Here is a 24,708-nt window from a genome sequence, read left to right as displayed (position 1 = left end):
ATGATTACTTGATGTCGGAGGCGACCTGGACTTTGACCATCTTGTCGGGGTCGCTGACCGCGCCGCTGGCGGAGCCGGCAGGTGCCTTCTTCAGCTTGTCGACGACGTCCATGCCGGTCACCACTTCGCCGATCACGGTATATTGGCCGTTGAGCCCGGAGCCGTCGGCGAACATGATGAAGAACTGCGCATTGGCGGTGTCGACGCTGTCGCCGCGCCGCGCCATGCCGACGATGCCGCGCTTGAACGGCACCTGGGAGAATTCCTGCTTCAGGTTGGGATATTTCGAGCCGCCGGTGCCGTTGAAGTTCTGGCCGTCGCCGGTCTGCGCCATGAAGCCGTCCATCACCCTGTGGAACGGCACGTTGTTGTAGAAGCCTTCGCGGGTCAGCTGCTTGATGCGCTCGGCGTGCTGCGGCGCCAAATCGGTGCGCAGCTTGATCACGATGCGACCCTTGGTGGAATCGATCACGATCGCATTGGCCTTGTCGAGATTGGCCGGCAGCGGTTGGGCGATGGCGGGAGCCGCGCAGAGCAGCGCGGCGATGAGGCCTAGAATTCGGATCATGGTAACTCCGGATCAGAGAGAAAAGCCGGTCAGCCGGCGAATTTGGTGGTCAGGCTGTGGGCGACCTGCGGCGGCACGAAGGCCGAAACATCGCCGCCCATCTGAGCGATCTGCCGCACCAGTGTGGCGGTGATCGGGCGGACGCTCACCCCGGCCGGGATGAACACCGTATGGACGTCGGGCGCCATGGTCTCGTTCATGCCGGCGATCTGCATCTCGTAGTCGAGATCGGTGCCGTCGCGCAGGCCGCGGATCATGATGGTCGCGCCGACCCGCTGCGCCGCGGTGACGGTCAGATTGTCGTACGTGGTGCAGTCGAAGGCGCAATGCGCGGCGGCTGCGACCGGCGCGAACACCGTCTCCACCATCTCCAGCCGTTCCTGGGTGGAAAACAGCGGCTTTTTGCCGGGATGCACCCCGATCGCCACGATCAGCCGGTCGCACAGCGCCACGGCGCGGCTGACGACATCGAGATGGCCGTTGGTGACGGGGTCGAACGAGCCTGGATAGAGAGCAATACGGGGCATCCCCCCCCTCTAGCCTGCCGACCGCGGGCTCGCAAGCCGGTCCGGCTCCGGCGCGCCCCGCGGCTGCGTCAAGGTTTATTTTCGACCTCGCCGTGAACCATTTGGGGGCTCGCGCGTCATCCGGGTGCGACACGCGAAAACTCTGAAAACATTGCGGGTTTTCTCGCATTGTTTCGTAACGCCGAAGCGATGAAACAATTCGGTGCTGCGACGAAGCCTTATTCCAGGACGGACGAAAAGCTCCTGAAACCGGAGCTGGGTAAACCGCCAGCATAGGGAAGCGACAAACTAACCGGACCGCAAAGGTCCATCCGACAGGGGTTCGTCATGATCAAGGCTCTTTCAGCAATCGCCGTCGCCGCGTTCGTTGCAGCCGCCCTGACGCTTTTGCCGGGCTTTGCGCCGCAGGTCGAAGCCAGCGTGCCGGTGGCGCTGGCCAAGAGCGACCGGCTCGACATCCGCCCGGTCGGCCGCGACTGCTCCGAGCAGGCCTGGCCGAATTTCGAGGCCTCCTGCCTGCGCACCGCCGGCGCCAAGACCCTGACGATCCGCGAAGCCCGGCTGGTCACCACCGAGCGCCGCTAACCGAATTCGAGTTTACCAAAGCGCTTCCTCCAAGTAGCGCTCTTCGAAGGCCCCCGGAGTGCCCGCCGGGGGCCTTTTCGATTCGGAGTATGCCAAGACGGGGCGGCCCTCCGGGGAGCGAACCTGCCGAATCTCCCGGCCTCACCAATTCATCCGCGCGCCGGCGGAGATCTGATGGCTGGTGGCGTTGCTGCGGAATTCGCCGTTGTAGGCGGCGAACAGCCGGAACGATTCGGTGCGCCAGCCGGACAGCTTGGCGCCGACCAGCGCGGCGTTGCGGCCGGGCTTGGCGGCGTCGACCAGGAAGGCTTCGTCGAGCAGCGCCGCCTGGCTGACCAGCGTGGTGTCGCGCAGGTCATAGCCCCAGCCGAGCTTCAGCTCCGGCATCAAGGTGGTGCCGTCGAGCGTGCGCAGCCGCGCGCTGAACGCGGCGCCCGCTGTGCTGGTCAGCTTCTCATAGGTCTGTGCGGCATAGACCAGACCGATCGGCAGCTGGCTTTCGCTGTAGCCGTCGCGGCGAAAGCCCTGCCAGCTCAGGCCGGCAAACGGCTTCACGGTCAGATCCGGCGTCAGCGCAAAGCGGTAGCCGGCCTCCAGCGTGGTGCCGACGCCGATGCCGTTGGCGTTGCCTTGCAGGCCTGAAGGCGCCAGCAGGATCTGGCGGGTGGTCGAGCTCTGGCTCGGACCGGCGGCGACCCGCAGGTCGACCACCGCGGCGCCCGGCGTCCAGCTCGCATAGGCGGCGCCGGCGTAAGTATCCGACGTGCCGCGAATGTCGGTGCTGGTGGCCGTGGTCCGGGCGTAGCCGAACGCAGCACCGGCAAGCAGATTGTTGGAGAACCAGCGGTCGGCGCCGAGCGTGAAGCCGCCGCTGACCGCCTTGGAGCCGGCCAGATCGCCAGAGTCGCCGATCCGGCTGCTGCGGCCGAAGCCTTGCCCCCACAGCGACCAGCCGTCCTGGACGCGCTGCGCCGGGGCGATGCTGGCCAATGCGTTGACCGCCGAATTGGTCCCGGCCGTCATGGTGTTGCGACCGGCATAGGACATCTCGAAGGCTTGCGCGGTGCCGGTGTGGCCCTGCTCGCCGCCCGCGGCCAGGGCGTCCTGACGATCGCCGATCGAGCCCAGGAAGCCGGAGAACGCCTGCAACGGCGCGCTGGCGATCGCCGGCTGACCGGGGCCGCCCAATTGGGTCAGCGCCTTGTCCAATTCCGCGACGGTGTCGAGCTTGTACAGCGCGTCGTACAGCGCCTTTCCGTCGGCCTGCGGCATGGTGCCGGAGGCGGCGCGTTCGCCGTCGAGAATTTTGGCGACCGACCGCTGCGAGGCGCCGAGCTTGTCGGTGCTCGCCAGCGCGCCGTAGCTTGCCGGCGTCACCACCAGGGCGATCGAGGTCGAATTGTAAATCAGGTCGAAGCGGCCGTTGGCCGGCAGTCCGGAGCTCGGCTGCACCAGCGTCGAGAACGCGCCCGCGGTCGAGGCGCCGTTCTGCGCCTGCACGAAGGCGTATTCGCTGCCGATCGGCGGCGTGTAGTTGCTGACGGTGCCGACGCTGCCGCGCAGCACCGGCGTCAGCGTGCCGGCGGCATAGAACACGTTGCCAGCGCCGGTGACGTAGATCTTGTCATAGGTGCCGGGGCCGCCTGGAACGATCAGCGAGCCGTCGACGTCGATCCTGGTATTCGCCGTCGAGGTCAACGTGACATTGCCGTTGAAGGTCAGCGTGCCGACCGAGTTGCCGTTCAGCACGGTGCCGGCCGGGACCACATTGTTCGAGAAGAAATCGCCGACATTGGCCATCTTGCCGGGCGACAGCGTGCCGGCGACGACCGTGTTGCCGACCACGGTGCCAAAACCCGCCAGCGTGGCCGGCTGCGCCACCTCGAGCTTCTTACCCGAAGCCACCGTGAGCGTGCCGTCGACCGCGAGCGTGCCGAGTTGCGCCAGCACGTTGCCGCCGGCATTGGTGCGTCCGGAGATCGTCAGGATGCCCGCGCCGGTGTTGGCGAGGTCGCCCTGGGTGGTGAGCAACTGACTCCAATACGCGGTTTGATTGTCGGCGACCGAGACGATGGCATTGGCGGCCAGCGTGGTCGGGCCGTCGGTGGCGCGATCGAGCCGGATCAGGCCGTAACCGAACACGGCGTCGACGCCGGCCGCGCCGAGATCCTCGGTCGTCGAGAACAGCAGATGCGCGAGATCCTGCGCATTGTAGTTCGGATTGGCCTGGATCAGCACGGCGATCGCGCCGGAGACGGTCGGCGCCGCCATCGAGGTGCCCTGCGCGAAGCCGTAAGTGTTCTGCGGAATCGTCGAATAGACCGGCGCCTTGGTCTTGTCGTCGCCGCCCGGCGCCGCCACGCACCAGCTCGCGGTGACGCCGCAATAGTTGGAGTACCAGGCCGCCGCCTTGGTGATGCCGACCGACATCACGGCGACGATCTGCCCGTTCTGGCTTTGCAGCGGCGTGCCGTCGAACAGCTGGCCCTGATCGTCGTAGACGCCGAGCCCGGCATGCGCCGGGTTGAGGAACGGCAACAGCGCGAGGCCCGAGGGATTGTTGGCGGCGACGGGATTCTTGCCGCGGTCGTTGCCGTTGGCGGCGACGATGATCTTGCCGGCCTGCAGCACGTTCATCGCCGCGTTGCCCTCGTCGGTGACGTCGTTGATGGTCCATTTCTTCAGCCCGGTGTAGGCGTCGAAATTCGGGCCGTAGCTGGCGTTGTAGACCATGGTGCCGGACAGGCCGGCGAAGTAGTTCAGCGCCAATACAGAGGAGTCGCCGCCGACAGTGGAATACCCCTCCTCGGCGATCGCGCGCAGCGGAATGACCTTCGCGTCATAGGCCACGCCGTGGGCATCGACGTTGTCGAACTTTTCCGCCGCCACGAGGCCGGAGACGTGCGAGCCGTGGATGTCGTTCTTCAGCGCGCTCTGCGGCGTCAGATCGTTGGGGTCGTAGGTCTCGCCGTCGCGGACCACGTAGTTCTTGCCGAGATTGGTCAACAGCTTGTTCGACAGCGCCGCATTGGTCAGATCGAAGCCGGTGTCGGCGACGGTGACGACGACGCCGGCGCCGGTGAAGTTGCGACTATAGGCTGCCTGGGCGTGGATCAGATCGAGATTCCAGGTCTGCAACACCGGGTCCGGCAGCGGGTTCGGCAGGTTCGGCGAGGTGTTGCTGGCCATCGCGACGTTTTGATAGGAGGTCGCGCTGAGCCCCGAAACGGCCGCGGTTCTCGTCGCCGGCGCGGCATTCGGCGCCAGCATCATCGGCTGACCCGACGTCAGCACGCCGAGATCGGCGGCCGTGGTGACGTCGCGCAAGGCGCGCGACGACAGGCTCCCCGCGTGCTGAACGACGGCGTCCCGCAGCCGCGGATCGCGATACGTGCTGTCATAGACCTGGGCGATCAGTTCGCGTTCGCCCTGGCGCAGTGCTTGGGCGAGCCGCTCTTTCAAGTCCGAGGGCAATACGGAGCGTGCAGCCGAGTTCGGCTTGGCGGGGATTTCCGCCGCCTGCAGCACAGCCGAAACCGGAGCGGCAACGAGAAACGTCGTGCACAACAACAGCTTCGAGACATCACGAAAGAACCCAGCCCCCACGAAACACCCCCTTGATAGTCGGCGCAGCCGCGCCCGCCTTCGTTGCGGTCGCTACGCGGAACGTAGTTCAGTGCGCTCGACCCTTGTTCCCTTCTAGGACGACGGCGGCGGACTCGAACAGCGCGCGATGCGCCGGTTTGCGGGGTACGTGGCGTTTTCCTTTGACCGAGCGTCTCAACCGCCGCCGGGACCCGCCGCGCCGGCCATCGACCGCAGCGAAAGCCCCGGCCGGTTCACCCCGCGAGTGAATCTCGCAAGCCACAACCAACATAATGTCGTAAGCTGCCGGTAACGCCGCTACACTGGCGCTACCGCCCCGCCGCGACACCGCACGATCCGACCGAACTACAACCGTCATTCCGACCGGCCCGTCATGTCGCCGCTGCCCCGACTGTTTTACGTCACCTCCGGATTGGACCCTGCCAACGCCTTCGCGACCTGGCGCGCGGTGATATCGCCGCTGTTCGAGCCGCACCCCTGCGGGCCGTTCAAGAAGACGCCCACCGGATCGGCCTACGGCATCATCATCGGCGACCTGATCATCGCCAAGGTGGCATTCAACGCGCAGAATTTTCTGCGCGACGGCGAGCTGATCGCGGCCACGCCGGACCATTTGTTGTTGCACCTCTACGTCAGCGGCGGCTTCAACGGCGTGGTCACCCGGCAACCGACGACGATCGGCCCGGGCAAGGTTGCCCTGATCGATCTGGCCTGCCCAATCGCCACCCGGGCCTTCGCATCCAACACGGTGTGCCTGATCGTTCCGCGCAGATTGCTCGGCGAGCTGCCGTTGCAGTCACTCAAGCCGCGGCTCGACTCATTCCGCAACGACCTGCTCGCGGCGCATATGCTGTCGTTGCTGGAGCGCAGCGCTCAACTCACCAGCGCCGATGTCGCGGCGACGGTGGCCGAGACCGTGGATTTTCTCCAACGGCTGCTGGCAGCTGAACCGGACCAATCGTTGGCGCAGCGCGGCTCCGACGAAACCGTGCTCACGCTCGCCGAAGCGCTGATCCGCGACAATCTCGCGCTGGCGGAATTGTCGCCGGATTGGCTGGCGCTGCAGCTCGAGGTCTCCCGCGCGTCGCTGTACCGGCTGTTTGCCAGCCGCGGCGGCATCATGCGCTATGTTCAGGAACGCCGGTTGCTGGCGGTGCAGGCGGCGCTCAGCGATCCCTTGGAAACCCGGCGTCTGTCCCGCCTCGCCGCCGATCTCGGCTTCAAGAGCGAAGCGCATTTCAGCCGCGCGTTTCGCGGCCGCTTCGAGATGACCGCCAGCGCCTATCGCAAGTCGCAGCTCGAAGCCTCGTCGACGATCAAGCTCACCAACCCGGCCGTGGTGCAGCAATGGTGGATGACGGTGAGCGCGCAAGCGGCGGAGCCGTCAGGCTGACCGCGCCGCCAACAATTGACCCGCCAGCCAGCGGACGACAGCCTCAGCCGCCGTCCTGCCCGTTGTCATGGCCGTTGCCGTTGCCGTTCTCGGTGTCTTCACCGATGCGCTCGACCGAGACCACGTGCTCGTCCTCGGCGGTGTTGAACACCGTGACGCCCTGGGTGGAGCGGCCGACGATGCGGATGCCGCCGACCGGGCAGCGGATCAATTGCCCCTTGTCGGTCACCAGCATGATCTGATCTTCCTCCTCCACCGGGAACGAGGCCACCAGCTTGCCGTTGCGCGCGTTCACCGCCATCGCGACGATGCCTTTGCCGCCGCGGCCGGTGGTGCGGTACTCGAACGACGAGGTCCGCTTGCCGAAACCGTTCTCGCTCAGCGTCAGCACGAACTGCTCGTTAGCCGACATCTCGGCGTAGCGATCCGGACTGAGCGAGGCGATCGCGTCGACCTCCTCCGGCTCGGCGTCGGCGACTTCCGCCGCCAATTCGCTGCCCTCGACCGCCTCGGCCTCTTCGCCGGTGGCGGCGCGGCGAATCGCGCCGGATTGCTTCAGATAGGTGGAGCGTTCGGCCGGGTTGGCATCGAAATGCCGCAGGATGGTCAGCGAGATCACCTGATCGCCATTGGCGAGCGCCATGCCGCGCACGCCCATCGAGGCGCGGCTCTGGAACACGCGGACGTCGGTCACCGCGAAACGGATGCACTGGCCGCCGGCGGCGGTCAGCAGCACGTCGTCGCGATCGGTGCAGATCTGAACGTCGACGATCGCCTCGCCCTCGTCCAGCTTCATCGCGATGATGCCGGAACGGCGCACATCGACGAAGTCCGACAGCTTGTTGCGGCGGACGGTGCCGCGAGTGGTGGCGAACATCACGTCGAGCTCGGCCCAGGAGGATTCATCCTCCGGCAGCGGCATGATGGTGGTGATGCGCTCGCCCTGCTCCAGCGGCAGGATGTTGATCAAGGCCTTGCCGCGGCCGTTCGGCGGCGCGATCGGCAACCGCCAGACCTTTTCCTTGTAGACCTGGCCGCGCGACGAGAAGAACAGCACCGGCGTATGCGTCGAGGCGACGAACAGCCGGCTGACAAAGTCCTCCTCGCGGGTCTGCATGCCGGAGCGGCCCTTGCCGCCGCGGCGCTGCGCCCGATAGGTCGACAGCGGCACCCGCTTGACGTAGCCGGCGTGCGACACCGTCACCACCATGTCCTCGCGCTGGATCAGGTCTTCGTCTTCGACCTCGCCTTCCTGCTCGATGATGGTGGTCTTGCGCGGCGTGGCGAATTCCGCCTTCACCGCCGCAAGTTCTTCCTTGATGATGGTCTGCACCCGAGCACGGGACCGCAAGATCTCCAGGTAGTCGGCGATCTCGATCGCCAGCTTGTCGAGCTCTTCGGAAATTTCCTCGCGGCCCAACGCGGTCAGGCGCGCCAGCCGCAGATCGAGGATCGCCTTGGCCTGCTCGAACGACAGCCGCGCGGTGCCGTCGGCATTCAGCCGATGCCGCGGATCGTCGATCAGCGTGATCATCGCCGCGACGTCCTTGGCCTCCCAATCGCGCGCCATCAAGGTGTCGCGCGCGGTGGCGGGATCGGGCGAGGTGCGGATCACCCGGATGATCTCGTCGATATTGGCGACCGCGATGGCGAGGCCGACCAGCACATGGGCGCGGTCGCGCGCCTTGTTGAGCAGGAATTTGGTGCGGCGGGTCACCACCTGTTCGCGGAACGCCACGAACAGCCGCAATAGATCCTTCAGGTTCATCAGCTGCGGACGGCCGGCATCGAGCGCCACCATGTTGGCGCCGAAATTGGTCTGCAGCGGCGTGAAGCGATACAGCTGATTCAGCACCACGTCGGGCACCGCATCCCGCCGCAATTCGATCACCACGCGAAAACCGTCGCGGTCGGATTCGTCGCGCAGATCGGAGATACCTTCGATCTTCTTCTCGCGCACCAGTTCGGCGATGCGCTCCACCATGGTGGCCTTGTTCACCTGGTAGGGAATTTCCGAGATGATGATCGCTTCGCGATCCTTGCGGGTCGGTTCAATGGCGACCTTGCCGCGCATCACGATCGAGCCGCGGCCGGTGTGATAGGCCAGCCGGATGCCGGCGCGGCCCAAAATGATGCCGCCGGTCGGGAAATCCGGACCCGGCACGATCTTGGTGAGATCGTCGATGCTGAGCGCAGGATCGTCGATCAGCGCTACGCAGGCGTCGATCACCTCGCCGAGATTGTGCGGCGGGATGTTGGTCGCCATGCCGACGGCGATGCCGCCGGCGCCGTTGACCAACAGATTGGGGAATTTCGCAGGCAGCACCCGGGGCTCGCGGAACGAGCCGTCATAGTTGTCCTGATAGTCGACGGTGTCCTTGTCGAGATCGTCGAGCAACAGCTGCGCGATCTTGGTCAGCCGGGACTCGGTGTACCGCATCGCGGCCGCGGAATCGCCGTCGACCGAACCGAAATTGCCCTGGCCGTCGATCAGCGGCACGCGCATCGAGAAGTCCTGCGCCATCCGGACCATGGCGTCATAGACAGACTGGTCGCCGTGCGGGTGATACTTACCGATGACGTCGCCGACGGTACGCGCCGACTTGCGATACGGCTTGTTCCACTCGAAGCCGTTCTCGTACATCGCGTAGAGAATGCGCCGGTGCACCGGCTTCAAGCCGTCGCGGGCGTCCGGCAACGCGCGGGCCACGATCACGCTCATCGCGTAATCGAGGTAGCTGCGTTTCATCTCGTCGAGAATTGAAACGGGGCGGATATCCGAGGGCGCCGGCGGCTCCCCAGGTTTGTTGTCGTCGGTGTCGGCCAAAGGTGATTTCCGGTCAGAATCTGTTTCGCATTTTATAGCCGATCCGGGGCTGCCGAACCACCCTTAAACGGTTCCGGCCGAGGGTTTTTCCGTTAATTTTTCCAATTACTTACGCGGCAGCTGCGGCTTACTCAACGGGTCATTCCGGGGCGCGAGGCCGCAGGCCGAGCGAACCCGGAATCCTGCCGCAAGCACGGACAATGGCGCGGCACCCGTCGCAAGATTCCGGGTTCGCTCGCAGCTTCGCTGCTCGCGCCCCGGAATGACGGCGTCGGCGCGGAGGACGACACGCGTACGCCTACCACTCGTGCGCTGCAGATCCGGGGCCATTACGATACGCGGTTTCTGGAATGGTCCCGGTTCTGCGGAGCAGCGCTTCGCGCTGCGCCGCGCCCGGGACACCAGGCCGCAAAGCTGGGCGTTGAGGCCGCCCTTACTCCGGATGCTGAACCGCGCCGAACCGGCTGATCACGGTGTCGCGCTTGGTCGGGTCGACCCGCACCGTCATGACGAAGCGGCCGTCCTCAAGTTCTTTCTCCAACACCTCGGCGTTGCGATGCAGCCAGCTGACGCCGGCGCCGTCGGCGGCGTCGATGGAAAGATCGAGCGTGATCCTGGCCGCTGCCAGCCGATCCTCGATCGCCAGCAACAGCGCGTCGATGCCCTCGCCGGTGACGGCCGACACCAACAGGCAGGGATGCTCCGGATCGCGCCTGGCCGCGATGTTGCGCAGGTTGGCCAGTTCGTCGGCGGCGAAGCGGTCGATCTTGTTCCAGACCTCGATGATGCGGCCGCCGCCGCCGGCCTCCGGATCGATGCCGAGCTGGCGCAGCACGGCGGCGACGTCGTCCTGCTGGGCGTCGGCGTCTTCGTGCGCGATGTCGCGGACGTGGAGAATGAGATCGGCTTCCAACACCTCTTCCAGCGTGGCGCGGAACGCCGCCACCAGCTGGGTCGGCAAATTGGAGATGAAGCCCACGGTGTCCGACAGCATCGCCTTGCCGCCGTGCGGCAGCGTCAGCGCGCGCAGCGTCGGATCGAGCGTGGCGAACAGCATGTCGGCGGCTTGCACCTCGGCGCGGGTCAGCCGGTTGAACAGCGTCGACTTGCCGGCATTGGTGTAGCCGACCAGCGCCACCACGCGGTACGGCACACGCTGCCGGCCGGCGCGATGCAGCCGCCTGGTGCCCTGGACCTTCTTGATCTCGTTTTCGATCTTGCTGATGCGGTCGCCGATCAGTCGGCGGTCGGCCTCGATCTGGGTTTCGCCGGGGCCGCCCATGAAGCCGAAGCCGCCGCGCTGCCGCTCCAAATGGGTCCAGGAGCGCACCAACCGCGAGCGCTGATAGTTGAGATGCGCGAGTTCGACCTGCAGCGCGCCTTCCTTGGTCTTGGCCCTGCGGCCGAAAATCTCCAGGATCAGCCCGGTGCGGTCCAGCACCTTGGCGCTCCAGGCCTTCTCCAGATTGCGCTGCTGGATCGGCGACAGCGCGCAGTCCATCACCACCAGATCGGCCTCGTGGGCCTTGATGGCGCCTAAGATCTCTTCGACCTTGCCCTTGCCCAGATAGGTCGCCGGACGGATCTGGCCGATCGGCGCCAGGATGGCTTCCGCCACGGTGAGGTCGATCGCCAGCGCAAGGCCGGCGGCTTCCTCGAGCCGGGCCTGTGAACTGCGTTGGGCATGAATCTCCGCTTGCGGGTCGGGATCGCCCCGACGCGCACGCAGATACGGACCGATGACGACGGCTCGCCCGGTCGGCTGGTTGCCTGACGGCCGAGGCCGGTCAGCGTCCCCTTCGAAGCTCCGGGGTTCCAATTAGGTTGTGCTCAAGCTGGGGCGTCCTCGCCACCTTCGAACAGCTGGATCGGAGCACCCGGCATGATGGTGGAGATCGCATGCTTGTAGACCAGCTGCGAATGTCCGTCGCGCCGCAGCAGCAGGCAGAAATTGTCGAACCAGGTGACAATGCCTTGCAGCTTGACCCCGTTGACCAGAAAGATCGTGAGTGGCGTTTTGGTCTTACGTACGTGGTTGAGAAAAGTATCCTGTAGATTCTGTGCGCGGTCGGCCGCCATTTTTTTTATCCCGAGTGTCGTTTTGTTTCTTTTTTTAAACCAGACGCCGCTCCCTGCAGGGAGAATTGCCTCGGTTGCCACCCAGCCCTGAGATCCCCCTCCGGCTAGATGTCAAGACGATTAGACGGCACGGGTGGTTTGAAGGCAAGCCAGTTCGCGCGGTGGTGGTGCAGCGACGGACAGAAAGTTCATGAAAAACTCGAAAAGCGGTGGAATTGCTCCCGCAGCCGCCTGGTAATTTTACCAGGTTTACCGTCGCCGATAAGTTGTCCATCGATCGCCACCACAGGCATCACGATCTGGCTGGAGGCGGTGACGAAGGCTTCGGCGGCGCCAAACGCCTCCTGCGGGGTGAACGGCCGCTCCTCGAATCGCAGCTGCAGCGCCGCCAGCGCCTCGATCAGCACCGCCCGGGTGATGCCCGGCAGGATGCCGCTGTCGGCGGAGCGGGTCACCACCCGGCCCTCCTTGGTGACGATCCAGGCATTGCTGGAGGCACCCTCGGTGACGTGGCCGTCGCCGTCGACATACCAGGCCTCATAGGCGCCCTGCTCGCGCGCCGCCTGCTTCGCCAGCACGTTGGGCAACAGCGCCACCGACTTGATGTCGACCCGCGGCCAGCGATTCTCCGGATAAGTGATCACCTTGATGCCGTGCGCCGCGGTGTCCTGATTCTTGGCAAAATTCAGCGGCCGCGCGGTGACCACGATGCTGGGCTTCACCGAGGCCGGCGGAAAGCCGTGGTCGCGCCGCGCCACGCCGCGGGTGACCTGCAGATAGACGATGCCGTAGCCGACCCGGTTGCGCCGGACCACCTCGCGCAGCACGATCTGCAGCGCCGCCAGCGGCATCGGCATCGCGATCCGCAATTCGCCTAAAGAGCGCTGCAGCCGCGCCATGTGCCGGGGATAGTCGACGATCTGGCCGCCACGGATTTCGCAGACCTCATAGACGCCGTCGGCGAATTGATAACCGCGATCCTCGATGTTGACGCAGGCGTCACGCAGATCCTGATAGTGGCCGTTGACATAGGCGATGCGAGCCATGTTCCATTCCAATTGAAAATTCAGCGAACGCTCAGCCGACGCCGAGCGCCTTGAGCTTGCGATGCAGCGCCGAGCGCTCCATGCCGACGAATTCGGCGGTGCGGGAGATGTTGCCGGAAAACCGGCTGATCTGCGCGATCAGATAGTCGCGTTCGAACACCTCGCGGGCCTCGCGCAGCGGCAGCCCCATGATGTGCTCGCCATTGGTGCCGGTCGGCATGGTCGGCACCATCGAGCCGACGTCCTGCGGCAGCATGTCGGCGGTGATGATCACCTCCGGGCCGCCGCCGGCCAGAATCATCACCCGCTCGACGTTGTTGCGCAACTGCCGGACGTTGCCCGGCCAGACGTGCGACTGCAGCACCGCCATGGCGTCGGCGCCGATCTGGCGTTTCGGCAGCCCGGTGGCGAGCGAGATCTGATCCATGAAATATTCGATCAGTTCGGGAATGTCCTCGCGGCGCTCCGACAAGGGCGGCACCCGGATCGGCACCACCGAGAGCCGGTGATAGAGATCCTCGCGGAAGCGGCCTTCGGCGATCTCCTCCTCGAGATTTCGCGCCGTCGAGGAGACGATGCGGACGTCGACATTGACCTTGATGGTGCCGCCGGCGCGCTGGAAGGTCTGATCGACCAGCACCCGCAGAATCTTGTTCTGGGTCTCGCGCGGCATGTCGCCGATTTCGTCGATGAACAGCGTGCCGCCATGCGCCTCTTCCAGCGCGCCGGCCTTGCGCGGCTGCTCGCCGTTGCTCTGCTCGACGCCGAACAGCTCGACCTCCATGCGCTCCGGGGTGATCGCCGCGGCGTTGATCACCACGAACGGGCCCTCGGAGCGGCCGGAGGCGTTGTGCAACGTCCGCGCCGCGAGCTCCTTGCCGGCGCCGCTTGGGCCGACGATCAGGATCCGGCTATTGGCTTTCGCCGCGCGCTCGATGGTCTGGCGCAGCTGATTCATGCAGGCGGAATGCCCCATCAGCGTCGAGGCGATCGGCGCCTGCTGCTTCAATTCCTTGACTTCGCGTTTCAACCGCGAGGTCTCCAGCGCCCGCGTCGCCACCAGGATCAGCCGGTCCGACTTGAACGGCTTTTCGATGAAGTCGTAGGCGCCGCGCTTGATCGCCGCCACCGCGGTTTCGATGTTGCCGTGGCCGGAGATCATCACCACCGGCACGTCGGCGTGCTCGCGCTTGATCTGCTCCAGCAACTGCAGGCCGTCGAGCTTCGAGCCCTGCAGCCAGATGTCCAGGAACACCAGGTTGGGACGGCGGTTCGACACCTCGGCCAGCGCGGAATCGCTGTCGCGCGCGGTGCGGGTGGTGAAGCCCTCGTCCTCGAGGATGCCGGCGACGAGGTCGCGAATATCGGCTTCGTCGTCGACAATCAGAATGTCATTGGCCATGGGTCGCGCCTGTCATCTTAGTTGCCGCTTGTGACTGGAATTTTCGGTTCGCCCGGGATCGAGATCGCCGGCGGGCCGGGCTGTTCTTGCGGCGGCTGGCCGGAGATCGAGAAGCGCAGCCGCATCCAGGCGCCGCGCTGCCCGGGCCGCAGCAGCGATGCGTCGTTGAGTTCGATGGCGCCGCCGTGATCCGCCAGCACCCGGCCGACGATCGCCAGCCCGAGCCCGGTGCCCTTCTCGCGGGTGGTGACGTAGGGCTCGAGCAACCGCGAGCGGCTGGTCTTCGGCAGACCGATGCCGTTGTCGATGACGTCGATCACGATGTCCTCGCCCTCGCGCCCCGCCACCACTTCGATGCGGCCCTTGCCGAGTTCTTCCGGCGGCACCGCTTCGATCGCCTCGGTGGCGTTCTTGATGATGTTGGTCAACGCCTGCGAGATCAGCCGGCGATCGAACCGCGCCCGCAGCGGTTCGTCCTTGATTTCGGCGGCGATGTCGATGTCGGGATGTCCGACCCGCATCAGGAACACCGCCTGCCGCACCGTATCGGCGACGTCCTCGCCCTCAATCACCGGCTTCGGCATCCGCGCGAAGCGCGAGAACTCGTCGACCATGCGCCGGATGTCGTCGACCTGGCGGATGATGGTGTCGGTGCATTGCTCGAAGATGCCCTTGTCCTCGACGATCAGCTTGCCGAATTTGCGTTTGATGCGCTCGGCCGACAGCTGGATCGGGGTCAGCGGGTTCTTGATCTCATGGGCGATGCGGCGGGCGACGTCGGCCCAGGCCGAGGTGCGCTGCGCCGACACCAGCTCGGTGATGTCGTCCAGCGTGATGATATAGCTGTCCTGCGAGTGACTGGTCTGCTCGGCGCTGATCCGCACCGACAGATTGCGCTCGTGGCCTTCGCGATTGATGGTGACCTGGCCCTGCAGCAGGCGCTGCGCGCTCTCGCGCGCGGTCTTCATCATCTCGTCAAGTTCGGGAATGATCTCGGTCAACGGATGGCCGAGCGTTTCGGATTCGGAGTGGCCTATCAGCTTCTCGGCCGAGCGGTTGAGGATGCCGATCGAGCCCGAGGCATCGACGCCGATGATGCCGGCGGAGGCCGACGACAGCACAGCCTCGATGAAGCGGCGGCGGCTGTCGATCACCTCGCTGGCGCTGACCAACTCGTCGCGCTGGCTGCGCAATTCCTGCGTCATCTTGTTGAAGGTCTCGCCGAGATGCGCCAGATCGCCTTCGGATTTGATCACCGGCACCTGGACGTCGAGGTCGCCGGTCGACACCAGATTGGCGGCGCCCATCAGCCGGCGGATCGGCCCCACCAGCCAATTGGCGAAATTCAGCCCGATCAGCACCGACGACATCAGCACGGTGAGCGCGATCACCGTGAACAACAGCGCCAAGGTCACCTGGAAGCCGAGCCGGCTGGCTTCGATCTCGGCATATTCGGCGACGCTGGCCTGGGTCTGGCGCAGCTGCGCCACCACCCGCGGATCGAGCAGTCGCGCGACATAAAGGAAGGTGTCGCTGAACGCGCTGAGCCGGATCACCGCGGCGACGTAGTTGGCCTCGATGAACACCGCGATCTGCGGCTCGGTGTCGTCGACGTTGCTGAGGAATTCCGGCGCCGGGGTGTCGAAGTCCTGCCGGATGCCGGTCTGCGCCGATTCCAGGATGTTGCGATCCTTGTCGATCAACATCGCGCCGGGCAGATTGCGCGAGGCGGCGCCGGCGGTGAGAACCTGCCGGAAACTCTGGCGGTCCTGGTCGAACAGCGGCCGGGCATGATTGACGTCGTTGGCCATGCCGATGATGTCGCCGCGAATCAGCTGGGCGTGTTCGTGCAGATAGGCGTTGGCGACGATCAGCGAGTTCTGGATCACCGCCCGGGTCGGCCCGGAGAACAGCCGGTCCAGCCCGCGGTCGATGGTGACATTGGCGACGATCGACACCAGCACCGCCGGCAGCACCGCGATCACCGAGAACAGGCTGACGATCTGCACGTGGAGTCTGGCCGCGGCGCGTCCGCGCCGCCGCGCCTGCACCACCTGCCACAACTCGCGGGCGATGATCATCACCAGCAGCAGCACGGTGGCGGCGTTGATCAGCAGGAAGGTGACCACCACCTGCCGAGTCGGCGTGATCGGGGTCAGGCCGGTCAACACCACGAAGGTCAGGAACGCCGACAGCAGCGCCAGGGCAACCGCGAACGGCGCCAACAGCTTGTGCAGCCGGCGCCTGCGCGGTTCTGCCTTGTGCGGTTCGGAAGATGGGGCCGCCGTATCTGCGCTGGTCATACCGGGACTGGGGTGAGCGTGGAACGTGGCCGGGCTGCCGTGCGAGAACACGAGCCGACTGATGCATTCCTACAACAATGTTGCTCAATTGCGACAATTCCGCGGCGCGCTGTGGACGCGAAATTGCTCTTCATCCGGGCATTCGCTGTGGATTGCGCCGATTTAGACGCAATCCAACCGCGAAAGGTTCAACCGCCGCTGCGATAGACCTGGATATCGAGGTCGCGGATCTTCTTGCGCAGCGTGTTGCGGTTGAGGCCGAGCAGGTCGGCGGCGCGAATCTGGTTGCCGCGGGTCGCAGCCAAAGCCGCGGTCAGCAGCGGAACTTCGATCTCGCGCAGAATCCGATGGTAGAGGCCGGGCGGCGGCACGCCGTTCGGGAAGCTGGAGAAGTGCGAGGACAGGTAGGTCTCGACCGCGCCGCCGAGATTGTCGACGGTGTTGGAGATGCTGCCGCCGGACACCACCGCGGGCGGCGCCAGTTCGCCGTCGATCACCGAGCCGGTGATAACGTCCTGCGGGTACAGCGCCGCGAGCCGCCGAGCCAGATTTTCCAACTCGCGGACGTTGCCGGGCCAGCGGTGCTGCTTCAACCGCTCCAACGCCTGGGCGTCGAGCTTCTTGGCCGGCAAGCCGTCCTTCTCCGCCAGCGCGAAGAAATGCCGCACCAGGTCCGGCAGATCCTCGATGTGTTCGCGCAGCGGCGGCAACCGCAGCGGCACCACGTTGAGCCGGAAGAATAAATCTTCTCGGAACAGGCCCTGCTGGATCAAGATCCGCAGATCCTTGTTGGAGGCCGCGACGATGCGGACGTCGGTCTTGATCGGGGTGCGGCCGCCGACCGTGGTGTATTCGCCCTGCTGCAGCACGCGCAGCAACCGGGTCTGCGCTTCCATCGGCATGTCGCCGATCTCGTCGAGAAACAGCGTGCCGCCCTCGGCCTGTTCGAAGCGGCCAGAGGCGCGGGTGTTGGCGCCGGTGAAGGCGCCGCGCTCGTGGCCGAACAGTTCGGACTCGATCAGGTCGCGCGGAATCGCCGCCATGTTGACCGCGACGAACGGACCGTTGCGGCGCTTGCCGTAGTCGTGCAGCGCGCGTGCTACCAGCTCCTTGCCGGTGCCGCTCTCGCCGGAGATCATCACCGTGAGGTCGGTCTGCATCAGCCGCGCCAGCACCCGGTAGATTTCCTGCATCGCCGGCGAGCGGCCGACCAGCGGGATCGAATCGAATTCGGAATCGTCGGCGTGGCTGGCGGCGCGGTCCTTCGGTTCGGCCAAAGCGCGGCCGACGATGGCGATCAGTTCCTTCAAGTCGAACGGCTTCGGCAGATACTCATAGGCGCCGCGCTCGGAGGCGCGGATCGCGGTCATGAAGGTGTTCTGCGCGCTCATCACGATGACCGGCAGGTTGGGCCGCATCTTCTTGATCCGCGGCAGCAGGTCGAAGGCGTTCTCGTCCGGCATCACCACGTCGGTGATGACGAGATCGCCCTCGCCCTGGCTGACCCAGCGCCACAGCGTCGCGGCGTTGCCGGTCAGCCGCACCTCGTATCCGGCACGCGACAGCGCCTGATTGAGAACCGTGCGAATGGCGGTGTCGTCATCGGCGACAAGAATACTACCTGCGGGCATTGTCAGTCCTCATCTTGCATCCTGGGCGGCGCGGGACGACGCCGGCGCGTCGTCGCCAAGGCCTTGATTGTAATTCTTTGCGGTGTTGAACATCGGCAGCAGCACGCGGAACGTGGTCTTGCGCGGCTGCGACTCGCATTCGATGATGCCGCCATGGTCGCCGACGATCTTGGCCACCAGTGCAAGCCCGAGCCCGGAGCCCGACGGCTTGGTGGTGACGAACGGATCGAACAGATTCGGCAGCAGATCTTCCGGCACGCCGGGGCCGTTGTCCTTGACGCAGAACTCCAACGGCAGCGATACCCGCGATTTTTTGCCGGGCACCGACAATCGCACCCCGGGGCGGAACGCGGTGGTGAGCTGGATCTCGCCGTCGGTGCCGAGATCGACCACGGCTTCGGCGGCGTTCTTCACCAGGTTGAGAAACACCTGGATCAGCTGATCCTGATTGGCCAGCACCGGCGGCAGCGAGGGATCGTAATCTTCGCTGAATTTGATGTTGCGGGCGAAGCCGGACTGCGCCAGCCGCTTCACGTGATCGAGCACCGAATGGATGTTGACCGGGCCGCGCGCCACCGGGCGCTCGTCGCCGAACACCTCCATGCGGTCGACCAACGTGACGATGCGGTCGGCCTCGTCGCAGATCAGCCGCGTCAGCATACGGTCTTCGGATGACGCCGCCTGCTCCAGCAGCTGCGCCGCGCCGCGGATCCCGGACAGCGGGTTCTTGATCTCATGCGCCAGCATCGCCGCCAGCGCGATCACCGAGCGCGCGGCGCTGCGATGGGTCAATTGACGGTCCATCTTGTCGGCGATGGTGCGCTCCTGCAGCATCACCACGATATGGCCGGGGCGCTCGGCGAACGGCGCCACGTGCAGATCGACCTGGCGATCGGCGCCGATCCGCGGCGTGCCGAGATCGACCTTGTATTCGTTGACCGGCGAACCGGACTCGCGGACCTGATCGATCAGCGCCAGCAGCGGACTGCCGAACGGCACCAGCTCGGTGAGCGATTGGCGGCGCAACAGCTGCGTTGATATTTCGAAGAACGATTCCGCGGCCATGTTGGCGTCGACGATCTTGCCGTCGGGTGCCACCAGCATCACCGGATTCGGCAGCGCGTTGAGAATGGCATCGCCATCGGTATGCGCGGTGCGGCGCGATTCAGCGGCGCTACTCATGCGGCGGCCCTCCAGGCAAAATCGTCAAACGCCTCGACCAGCGCGCGACGGACCGCGGCGGGATCCTCCGACCGCAGGATCCGTTCGCGCCAGGATTTCAGCGTCGCGGGCTCGGCGTCGGTTGCGCTGGCGGCGACTTCGAGCGACCAGCCGAGATGCTTGCGGGCGTGACGCAAGCCGACGTGCAGGCCGTAAAGCTCCAACAGTTCGTCATACAGCGTCTGCAGATAGCTCAGCTGTTCGGCGAGCGACGGCGGCGCTTCGGCGATGCCGGTCTGCAATTGCCGGCCGATCTGCCCCGGCAGCCAGGGCTGGCCCTGCGCGCCGCGGCCGATCATCACCGCATCGGCGCCGGACTGCCGCAGCGCTTCGCGCGCGGCTTCGACCGAGGTGATATCGCCGTTGACCACCAGCGGCAGCGAGGTCGCCTCGCGCACTGCGCGCACCGCGGCCCAATCCGCCGTGCCCTTGTAGAACTGATTGCGGGTGCGGCCGTGCACGGTGATCAGCTGCACGCCGGCGGCCTCGGCGCGGCGCGCCAATTCCGGCGCGTTAAGGCAATCGCGATCCCAGCCGAGCCGCATTTTCAGGGTCACCGGCACCCGCACCGCGCCGACCGTGGCTTCGATCAGCGTCAGCGCGTGGTCGAGGTCGCGCATCAAGGCCGAGCCGGACTGCCCGCTGCCGCCGGTGACGTGGCGGGCCGGACAGCCCATGTTGATATCGATCAGGTCGGCGCCGCCGGCTTCCGCAATCCGCGCGCCCTCCGCCATCCAGCGCGCCTGGCAGCCGGCGAGCTGCACCACATGCGGCCCGATCCCCGCGGTATCGCAACGCCGCACCGACATCGGCCGGCCGCGCGCCAGATCGTCGCTGGCGGTCATTTCCGATACCACCAGGCCGGCGCCGAGCGCCGCGGTGAGCCGCCGGAACGGCGCATCGGTGATGCCGGACATAGGGGCCAGGAACGCCCTGTTCACCACCTCAACAACGCCAATTTGCAGCGCGCGAGGACATGTTAAAGGAGAGGCGGTCACAGCCTTCTCGTGGTTCGGCGATCGCAACAATGCATCGTCCTTCGCTCAAATCTTGAGCAAAAATTTCAACTGCCTACAGTTTAGCCATTTTCCACAGACTTGCAAGTGCATTGCAGCAATCCATCAACGAATTCACCGCTTAGCCGGGGAATCGTGATGTTATTGTTCCCGGCCGTGGTAAGTGCTTCGCCTCACCGCCCACCCCTCGATCCGCTTGACTGTTGACCCCATGTCCAACTCGAAACGAACTGCCGCAATTATCGTCGCCGGCGGCCGCGGCTTGCGTGCCGGCGCCGGTGGACCGAAGCAATATCGCTCATTGGCCGGGCAACCGGTCATTTTTCGGGCAATGCAGCCGTTTTGCACGCATGCCGAGATTTTCGCCGTGCAGCCGGTCACCAGTCCGGATGATGCGGAGATGTTCAAACTGGCAGTTGCCGGATTGAACTACCAGCCCCCCGCCCCTGGCGGCGCCACCCGGCAAGGCTCGGTGCGCGCCGGTCTGGAAGCGCTCGCCGCCGACGCGCCGGACATCGTGCTGATCCATGACGCGGCGCGGCCGTTCGTCGACGCCGCGCTGATTTCGCGGGCGATCGTAGCGGCCCAGATCACCGGCGCCGCGGTGCCAACGATTGCGGTCACCGATACCATCAAACAGATCAACGCCCAGGGCGACGTGGTGGCAACGCCGGATCGCGCGCGGCTGCGCATCGCGCAGACCCCGCAGGCGTTCCGCTTCGACGTGATTCTGGAGGCGCATCGCCGCGCCGCCCGCGAGGGCCGCGACGATTTCACCGATGATGCGGCGATCGCCGAATGGGCGGGATTGACGGTGGCGACCTTTGAAGGCGATGTTGCGAACATGAAGCTCACCACTCCGGAAGATTTCGTCCGCGAAGAATCCCGCCTCGGCGCGCTGCTCGGCGACATCCGCACCGGCACCGGTTACGACGTCCACGCCTTCGGCGACGGCGACCACGTCTGGCTGTGCGGACTCAAAGTGCCGCACAATCGCGGCTTCCTGGCGCATTCCGACGGCGACGTCGGGCTACATGCGCTGGTCGACGCGATTCTCGGCGCGCTGGCCGACGGCGACATCGGCTCGCACTTCCCGCCGACCGATCCGCAGTGGAAGGGTGCTGCGTCCGACAAATTCCTGAAATACGCCGTCGATCGCGTCACCGCGCGCGGCGGCCGGATCGCCAATCTCGAAGTCACCATGATCTGCGAGCGGCCGAAGATCGGCCCGTTGCGCGAACCGATGCGGCAACGCATCGCCGAGATCACCGGGCTGCCGGTGGCGCGGATCGCGGTGAAGGCCACCACCAGCGAACGGCTCGGCTTCACCGGCCGCGAGGAAGGCATCGCCGCCACCGCCTCGGCAACGCTCCGGCTGCCCTGGGGCACCAACGGACTGGCGGACTGAGATGGCTGGCAGCGACCCGCGTGCCCTCGCCCGCGCGCTGCTTGATCTGTGCCGCTCGCGCAAGCTGACCATTGCCACGGCTGAATCCTGCACCGGCGGGCTGGTCGCCGGCGCCTTGACCGAAATCCCCGGCTCCTCCGACGTGATCGACCGCGGCTTCGTCACCTATTCCAACGACGCCAAGCACGCCATGCTCGGCGTCGAGACCGCGACGCTGTTGACCTTCGGCGCGGTCAGCAAGGAAACCGCGATCGCGATGGCGATCGGCGCGCTGGAGCACGCCGAGGTCGATCTCACGGTGGCGATCACCGGGATCGCCGGCCCCGGCGGCGCGACGCCCGGCAAGCCGGTTGGCCTGGTGCACATCGCGGTCGCTTCGCGCGACGGCCGCATCGCGCATCGCGAGCATCGCTTCGGCGCGATCGGCCGCAGTTTGGTGCGGCAGCGCTCGGTGGTGGAAGCGTTGCGCATGTTGTTGGAACTCGCGCGCGGGCCGAAGCCGGCCAAGCCGCGCCCGGTCAGCGTATCGCGCGCCCGCGTGGCGCGTAGCCCGCGACGCAGCGCGGTGAAGCGCCGCGTCACCCCGCCGCTGAAGCCGAAGAAGAGTTGAGCGGCGCGTCGCTAAGCACGGCGTAGCAAGGGGTCGTCGCTGCTTTGAATGAAGGACCGGCGTCAAACAAGAACAACCACGTCATTCCGGGGCGCGAGAGCGTAGCTCGAGCGAACCCGGAATCTTGCAATGGGCGTGGGCTAGCATCCGCAGCGAGATTCCGGGTTCGCTTGGCCTGACGGCCTCCCGCCCCGGAATGACCGCGTAAGGTTTCACCATCAGCTTGCGGCGCTCGCGCTCCGAATGACGGCTGTGAGCTATACCGTCAGCTTGCGCAGTACGGCGCGGCCGTAAATCGCGTCGGCGCGTTGCTCGAACGCCGCGGCGAAGCGGTGGAACGCGGTGTCGAACATCGTCCCCATCAGCAGCGCCAGCATCTTGTTTCTGAACTCGTAGCTGAGGAAGAAGCCGACGTCGCAAGCGTCGTCGCCGCGCGATTCGAAGCTCCAGCGGTTCTCCAGATTGGAGAACGGGCCCTGCAGATACTCCACCAAAATCTTCAGATTGGCGCGGTCGAGCGTCACCCGGCTGGTGAAGGTCTCGCGCACCAGCTTGAACGACACCGTCATGTCGGCGGTCAGCACTTCGGTGCCGTCGGGGCGCTGCGCGCGATGCTTGATCTTAAGCGCGCTGCACAGCGGCACGAACTCCGGATAGCGCTCGATGTCGGCGACCAGATCGAACATTTTCAGCGCGCTGTGACGGACCCGGCGCTTGCTTTGAAATTGCGGCATCGAAACAACTCAGCGCGACAGCGCGGCGCGCGCCGCCTGCAGTTTGGTGAAATTGTCGCCGGCGTGATGCGACGAGCGGGTCATCGGGCTCGACGACACCATCAGGAAGCCCTTGGAATAAGCCACCGACTCGTAGCCGGCGAATTCCTCTGGCGTAACGAAACGCATCACCGCGTGGTGCTTCAGGCTGGGCTGCAGATACTGCCCGATGGTGAGAAAATCGACGTCGGCCGAGCGCAGATCGTCCATCACCTGCAGCACCTCGTGGCGCTCCTCGCCGAGCCCGACCATGATGCCGGACTTGGTGAACATCGTCGGATCGATTTCCTTGACCCGCTGCAACAGCCGGATCGAATGGAAGTAGCGCGCGCCCGGCCGCACCGTGAGATAGCGCGACGGCACGGTTTCCAGATTGTGATTGAACACGTCGGGCTTGGCGGCGACCACGGTTTCCAGCGCGCCGTCCTTGCGCAGAAAATCCGGGGTGAGAATCTCGATCGTGGTCGAGGGGCAGCGCGCCCGCACCGCGCGGATGGTGGCGGCGATATGCGCGGCACCGCCGTCGGCGAGATCGTCGCGGTCGACCGAGGTGATCACGATATGCTTGAGGCCGAGCTTGAAGGTGGCCTCGGCGACGTGCTCGGGCTCGGCTTGGTCGAGCGCCTCGGGCATTCCGGTCTTGACGTTGCAGAACGCGCAAGCCCGGGTGCAGGTGTCGCCCATGATCATGAAGGTGGCGTGCTTCTTGTCCCAGCACTCGCCGATATTCGGGCAGCCGGCCTCCTCGCAGACCGTGACCAGCCCGTTCTCTTTGACGATGGCGCGGGTGTCGGCATAGCCGCGCGAGGTCGGCGCGCGGACCCGGATCCACTCCGGTTTCTTCGGCGACAGCGAATCCGGCCGCGCCGCCTTTTCAGGATGGCGCGGGCGAATTGGAGTGGCGGAGACGGTATCGACGACGACGACCATGAAATGTCCGTTCTGCGAAGGCTTTACCTAATCCGCCGGACAGCGTCCCGCAACCCGGCCGGGTTGCTGGGGATTGTCCATTGGAATAATGCTCAAACTGTATCATTCGCCAGCCCGGCTGGCTCCTCCCCGATTTTGGGTGTCGATGGTCGATTTGCGCATCCCCGCAGCCTTGAAGCTCGGCCCCAAGCTGAAGCGATCGTTCTTCGCCCGCAGCGTGCACGAGGTGGCGCCGGACCTGATCGGCGCCACGCTGCTGGTCGAGGGCAGCGGCGGCGTCATTGTCGAGGTCGAAGCCTATCACCACACCGACCCGGCGGCGCATTCCTTTGGCGGCCAGACGCCGCGCAACGCCGTGATGTTCGGCCCGCCCGGGGTGGCTTACGTCTACCGCTCCTACGGCATCCACTGGTGCCTCAACGTGGTCTGCGAGGAAGCCGGTTCCGCCAGCGCGGTGCTGATCCGGGCGCTGGTCCCGACCGATGGATTGGCTTTGATGCGGCGACGTCGCGGCGTCGAGGATGAGCGCGCGCTGTGTTCCGGGCCTGGCAAGCTGGCGCAGGCGCTCGGCGTCACCATCGCGCATAACGGGCTGAAGCTCGACGCCCCGCCGTTCGCGCTGCATGGCCGCCTGGCCGCGCCCGAGATCGTCGCCGGACCGCGGATCGGCATCAGCAAGGCGGCCGAGCTGCCGTGGCGCTATGGGCTGCGCGGCTCGAAGTTCGTCAGCAAGCCGTTTGCGGAGTGAGCCCAACTCACGTGTCCCGGACGCGGCGAAGCGCC

At 65.8% G+C, this 24,708-nt stretch carries 19 protein-coding genes; 5 read left to right on the top strand and 14 right to left on the bottom strand.

Going from position 1 to position 24,708, the window contains the following annotated elements:
• Positions 1 to 4: 4 nt before the first annotated feature.
• Both RPC_RS12955 and coaD read right to left on the bottom strand, forming a co-directional pair.
• Positions 5 to 568 carry a peptidylprolyl isomerase gene (locus RPC_RS12955; RefSeq protein WP_011473035.1) on the bottom strand — a complete coding sequence of 188 codons (564 nt, stop codon included), beginning with the start codon at positions 566 to 568 and terminating at the stop codon, positions 5 to 7.
• 29 nt (positions 569 to 597) lie between these two features.
• Positions 598 to 1,095 (bottom strand): pantetheine-phosphate adenylyltransferase, encoded by a 498-nt coding sequence (gene coaD / locus RPC_RS12950; RefSeq protein WP_011473034.1) that lies wholly within the window; start codon positions 1,093 to 1,095, stop codon positions 598 to 600.
• Between the two features lie 327 nt (positions 1,096 to 1,422).
• Between coaD and RPC_RS12945 the strand changes: the two genes are divergently transcribed.
• Entirely contained in the window at positions 1,423 to 1,680 is a 258-nt protein-coding gene (locus RPC_RS12945; RefSeq protein ID WP_011473033.1) for a hypothetical protein, read from the top strand.
• A gap of 141 nt (positions 1,681 to 1,821) precedes the next feature.
• Here RPC_RS12945 and RPC_RS12940 read toward each other — a convergent pair whose 3' ends face one another.
• Complete coding sequence (locus tag RPC_RS12940; protein WP_011473032.1) at positions 1,822 to 5,286, bottom strand: autotransporter domain-containing protein; 3,465 nt, start codon at positions 5,284 to 5,286, stop codon at positions 1,822 to 1,824.
• A gap of 373 nt (positions 5,287 to 5,659) precedes the next feature.
• Between RPC_RS12940 and RPC_RS12935 the strand changes: the two genes are divergently transcribed.
• Positions 5,660 to 6,679 (top strand): helix-turn-helix domain-containing protein, encoded by a 1,020-nt coding sequence (locus RPC_RS12935; RefSeq protein ID WP_011473031.1) that lies wholly within the window; start codon positions 5,660 to 5,662, stop codon positions 6,677 to 6,679.
• A 43-nt stretch (positions 6,680 to 6,722) separates the two neighbouring features.
• On the opposite strand, the gene gyrA is transcribed toward RPC_RS12935, so the two are convergent.
• From gyrA to dusB, 9 genes are all read right to left on the bottom strand, one after another.
• Entirely contained in the window at positions 6,723 to 9,506 is a 2,784-nt protein-coding gene (gyrA, locus tag RPC_RS12930) for a DNA gyrase subunit A (RefSeq protein ID WP_011473030.1), read from the bottom strand.
• Between the two features lie 433 nt (positions 9,507 to 9,939).
• Positions 9,940 to 11,325 carry a GTPase HflX gene (hflX, locus tag RPC_RS12925; RefSeq protein ID WP_011473029.1) on the bottom strand — a complete coding sequence of 462 codons (1,386 nt, stop codon included), beginning with the start codon at positions 11,323 to 11,325 and terminating at the stop codon, positions 9,940 to 9,942.
• A gap of 11 nt (positions 11,326 to 11,336) precedes the next feature.
• Complete coding sequence (hfq, locus tag RPC_RS12920) at positions 11,337 to 11,585, bottom strand: RNA chaperone Hfq (RefSeq protein WP_006020546.1); 249 nt, start codon at positions 11,583 to 11,585, stop codon at positions 11,337 to 11,339.
• Between the two features lie 188 nt (positions 11,586 to 11,773).
• Positions 11,774 to 12,631, bottom strand: a complete 858-nt coding sequence (locus tag RPC_RS12915; protein ID WP_011473028.1) for a D-amino-acid transaminase — start codon at positions 12,629 to 12,631, stop codon at positions 11,774 to 11,776.
• A gap of 31 nt (positions 12,632 to 12,662) precedes the next feature.
• Positions 12,663 to 14,033: a sigma-54-dependent transcriptional regulator gene (locus RPC_RS12910; protein ID WP_011473027.1), complete on the bottom strand. Its 1,371-nt coding sequence runs from the start codon at positions 14,031 to 14,033 to the stop codon at positions 12,663 to 12,665.
• Between the two features lie 17 nt (positions 14,034 to 14,050).
• The gene (locus tag RPC_RS12905; protein WP_011473026.1) at positions 14,051 to 16,336 is read right to left on the bottom strand and encodes a sensor histidine kinase NtrY-like; all 2,286 of its coding nucleotides are present in this window, start codon (positions 16,334 to 16,336) and stop codon (positions 14,051 to 14,053) included.
• A 188-nt stretch (positions 16,337 to 16,524) separates the two neighbouring features.
• Positions 16,525 to 17,967 (bottom strand): nitrogen regulation protein NR(I), encoded by a 1,443-nt coding sequence (gene ntrC / locus RPC_RS12900; protein ID WP_011473025.1) that lies wholly within the window; start codon positions 17,965 to 17,967, stop codon positions 16,525 to 16,527.
• Between the two features lie 9 nt (positions 17,968 to 17,976).
• Positions 17,977 to 19,149, bottom strand: coding sequence for a two-component system sensor histidine kinase NtrB (locus RPC_RS12895; protein ID WP_011473024.1), 1,173 nt, complete (start codon positions 19,147 to 19,149; stop codon positions 17,977 to 17,979).
• Positions 19,146 to 20,153, bottom strand: coding sequence for a tRNA dihydrouridine synthase DusB (gene dusB, locus RPC_RS12890; protein ID WP_041802795.1), 1,008 nt, complete (start codon positions 20,151 to 20,153; stop codon positions 19,146 to 19,148). The genes RPC_RS12895 and dusB overlap by 4 nt, the downstream gene beginning before the upstream one ends.
• Before the next feature lie 262 nt (positions 20,154 to 20,415).
• Here dusB and RPC_RS12885 point away from each other — a divergent pair, with 262 nt between their 5' ends.
• Positions 20,416 to 21,612 (top strand): bifunctional 2-C-methyl-D-erythritol 4-phosphate cytidylyltransferase/2-C-methyl-D-erythritol 2,4-cyclodiphosphate synthase, encoded by a 1,197-nt coding sequence (locus tag RPC_RS12885; protein WP_011473022.1) that lies wholly within the window; start codon positions 20,416 to 20,418, stop codon positions 21,610 to 21,612.
• Position 21,613: 1 nt separating this feature from the next.
• Positions 21,614 to 22,222 carry a CinA family protein gene (locus RPC_RS12880; RefSeq protein WP_011473021.1) on the top strand — a complete coding sequence of 203 codons (609 nt, stop codon included), beginning with the start codon at positions 21,614 to 21,616 and terminating at the stop codon, positions 22,220 to 22,222.
• A gap of 257 nt (positions 22,223 to 22,479) precedes the next feature.
• Here the strand turns inward: RPC_RS12880 and RPC_RS12875 are convergent, their stop codons facing one another.
• Complete coding sequence (locus RPC_RS12875) at positions 22,480 to 22,956, bottom strand: ubiquinone-binding protein (RefSeq protein ID WP_011473020.1); 477 nt, start codon at positions 22,954 to 22,956, stop codon at positions 22,480 to 22,482.
• Between the two features lie 9 nt (positions 22,957 to 22,965).
• Positions 22,966 to 23,925, bottom strand: a complete 960-nt coding sequence (gene lipA, locus RPC_RS12870) for a lipoyl synthase (protein WP_011473019.1) — start codon at positions 23,923 to 23,925, stop codon at positions 22,966 to 22,968.
• 145 nt (positions 23,926 to 24,070) lie between these two features.
• Between lipA and RPC_RS12865 the strand changes: the two genes are divergently transcribed.
• Complete coding sequence (locus RPC_RS12865; protein ID WP_041801777.1) at positions 24,071 to 24,673, top strand: DNA-3-methyladenine glycosylase; 603 nt, start codon at positions 24,071 to 24,073, stop codon at positions 24,671 to 24,673.
• Positions 24,674 to 24,708: the final 35 nt, after the last annotated feature.

This window comes from Rhodopseudomonas palustris BisB18 (assembly GCF_000013745.1).
In the GTDB taxonomy this organism is placed as follows: domain Bacteria; phylum Pseudomonadota; class Alphaproteobacteria; order Rhizobiales; family Xanthobacteraceae; genus Rhodopseudomonas_A; species Rhodopseudomonas_A palustris_F.
This window is presented reverse-complemented; position numbering and strand designations above follow the sequence as displayed.

Bases quoted from the DNA above. Each gene is read 5' to 3' on its own strand.
- RPC_RS12955 (WP_011473035.1), bottom strand. From the start codon at position 568: ATGATCCGAATTCTAGGCCTCATCGCCGCGCTGCTCTGCGCGGCTCCC.
- coaD (WP_011473034.1), bottom strand. From the start codon at position 1,095: ATGCCCCGTATTGCTCTCTATCCAGGCTCGTTCGACCCCGTCACCAAC.
- RPC_RS12945 (WP_011473033.1), top strand. From the start codon at position 1,423: ATGATCAAGGCTCTTTCAGCAATCGCCGTCGCCGCGTTCGTTGCAGCC.
- RPC_RS12935 (WP_011473031.1), top strand. From the start codon at position 5,660: ATGTCGCCGCTGCCCCGACTGTTTTACGTCACCTCCGGATTGGACCCT.
- hfq (WP_006020546.1), bottom strand. From the start codon at position 11,585: ATGGCGGCCGACCGCGCACAGAATCTACAGGATACTTTTCTCAACCAC.
- RPC_RS12915 (WP_011473028.1), bottom strand. From the start codon at position 12,631: ATGGCTCGCATCGCCTATGTCAACGGCCACTATCAGGATCTGCGTGAC.
- RPC_RS12910 (WP_011473027.1), bottom strand. From the start codon at position 14,033: ATGGCCAATGACATTCTGATTGTCGACGACGAAGCCGATATTCGCGAC.
- RPC_RS12905 (WP_011473026.1), bottom strand. From the start codon at position 16,336: ATGACCAGCGCAGATACGGCGGCCCCATCTTCCGAACCGCACAAGGCA.
- ntrC (WP_011473025.1), bottom strand. From the start codon at position 17,967: ATGCCCGCAGGTAGTATTCTTGTCGCCGATGACGACACCGCCATTCGC.
- RPC_RS12895 (WP_011473024.1), bottom strand. From the start codon at position 19,149: ATGAGTAGCGCCGCTGAATCGCGCCGCACCGCGCATACCGATGGCGAT.
- RPC_RS12885 (WP_011473022.1), top strand. From the start codon at position 20,416: ATGTCCAACTCGAAACGAACTGCCGCAATTATCGTCGCCGGCGGCCGC.
- RPC_RS12880 (WP_011473021.1), top strand. From the start codon at position 21,614: ATGGCTGGCAGCGACCCGCGTGCCCTCGCCCGCGCGCTGCTTGATCTG.
- RPC_RS12875 (WP_011473020.1), bottom strand. From the start codon at position 22,956: ATGCCGCAATTTCAAAGCAAGCGCCGGGTCCGTCACAGCGCGCTGAAA.
- lipA (WP_011473019.1), bottom strand. From the start codon at position 23,925: ATGGTCGTCGTCGTCGATACCGTCTCCGCCACTCCAATTCGCCCGCGC.
- RPC_RS12865 (WP_041801777.1), top strand. From the start codon at position 24,071: ATGGTCGATTTGCGCATCCCCGCAGCCTTGAAGCTCGGCCCCAAGCTG.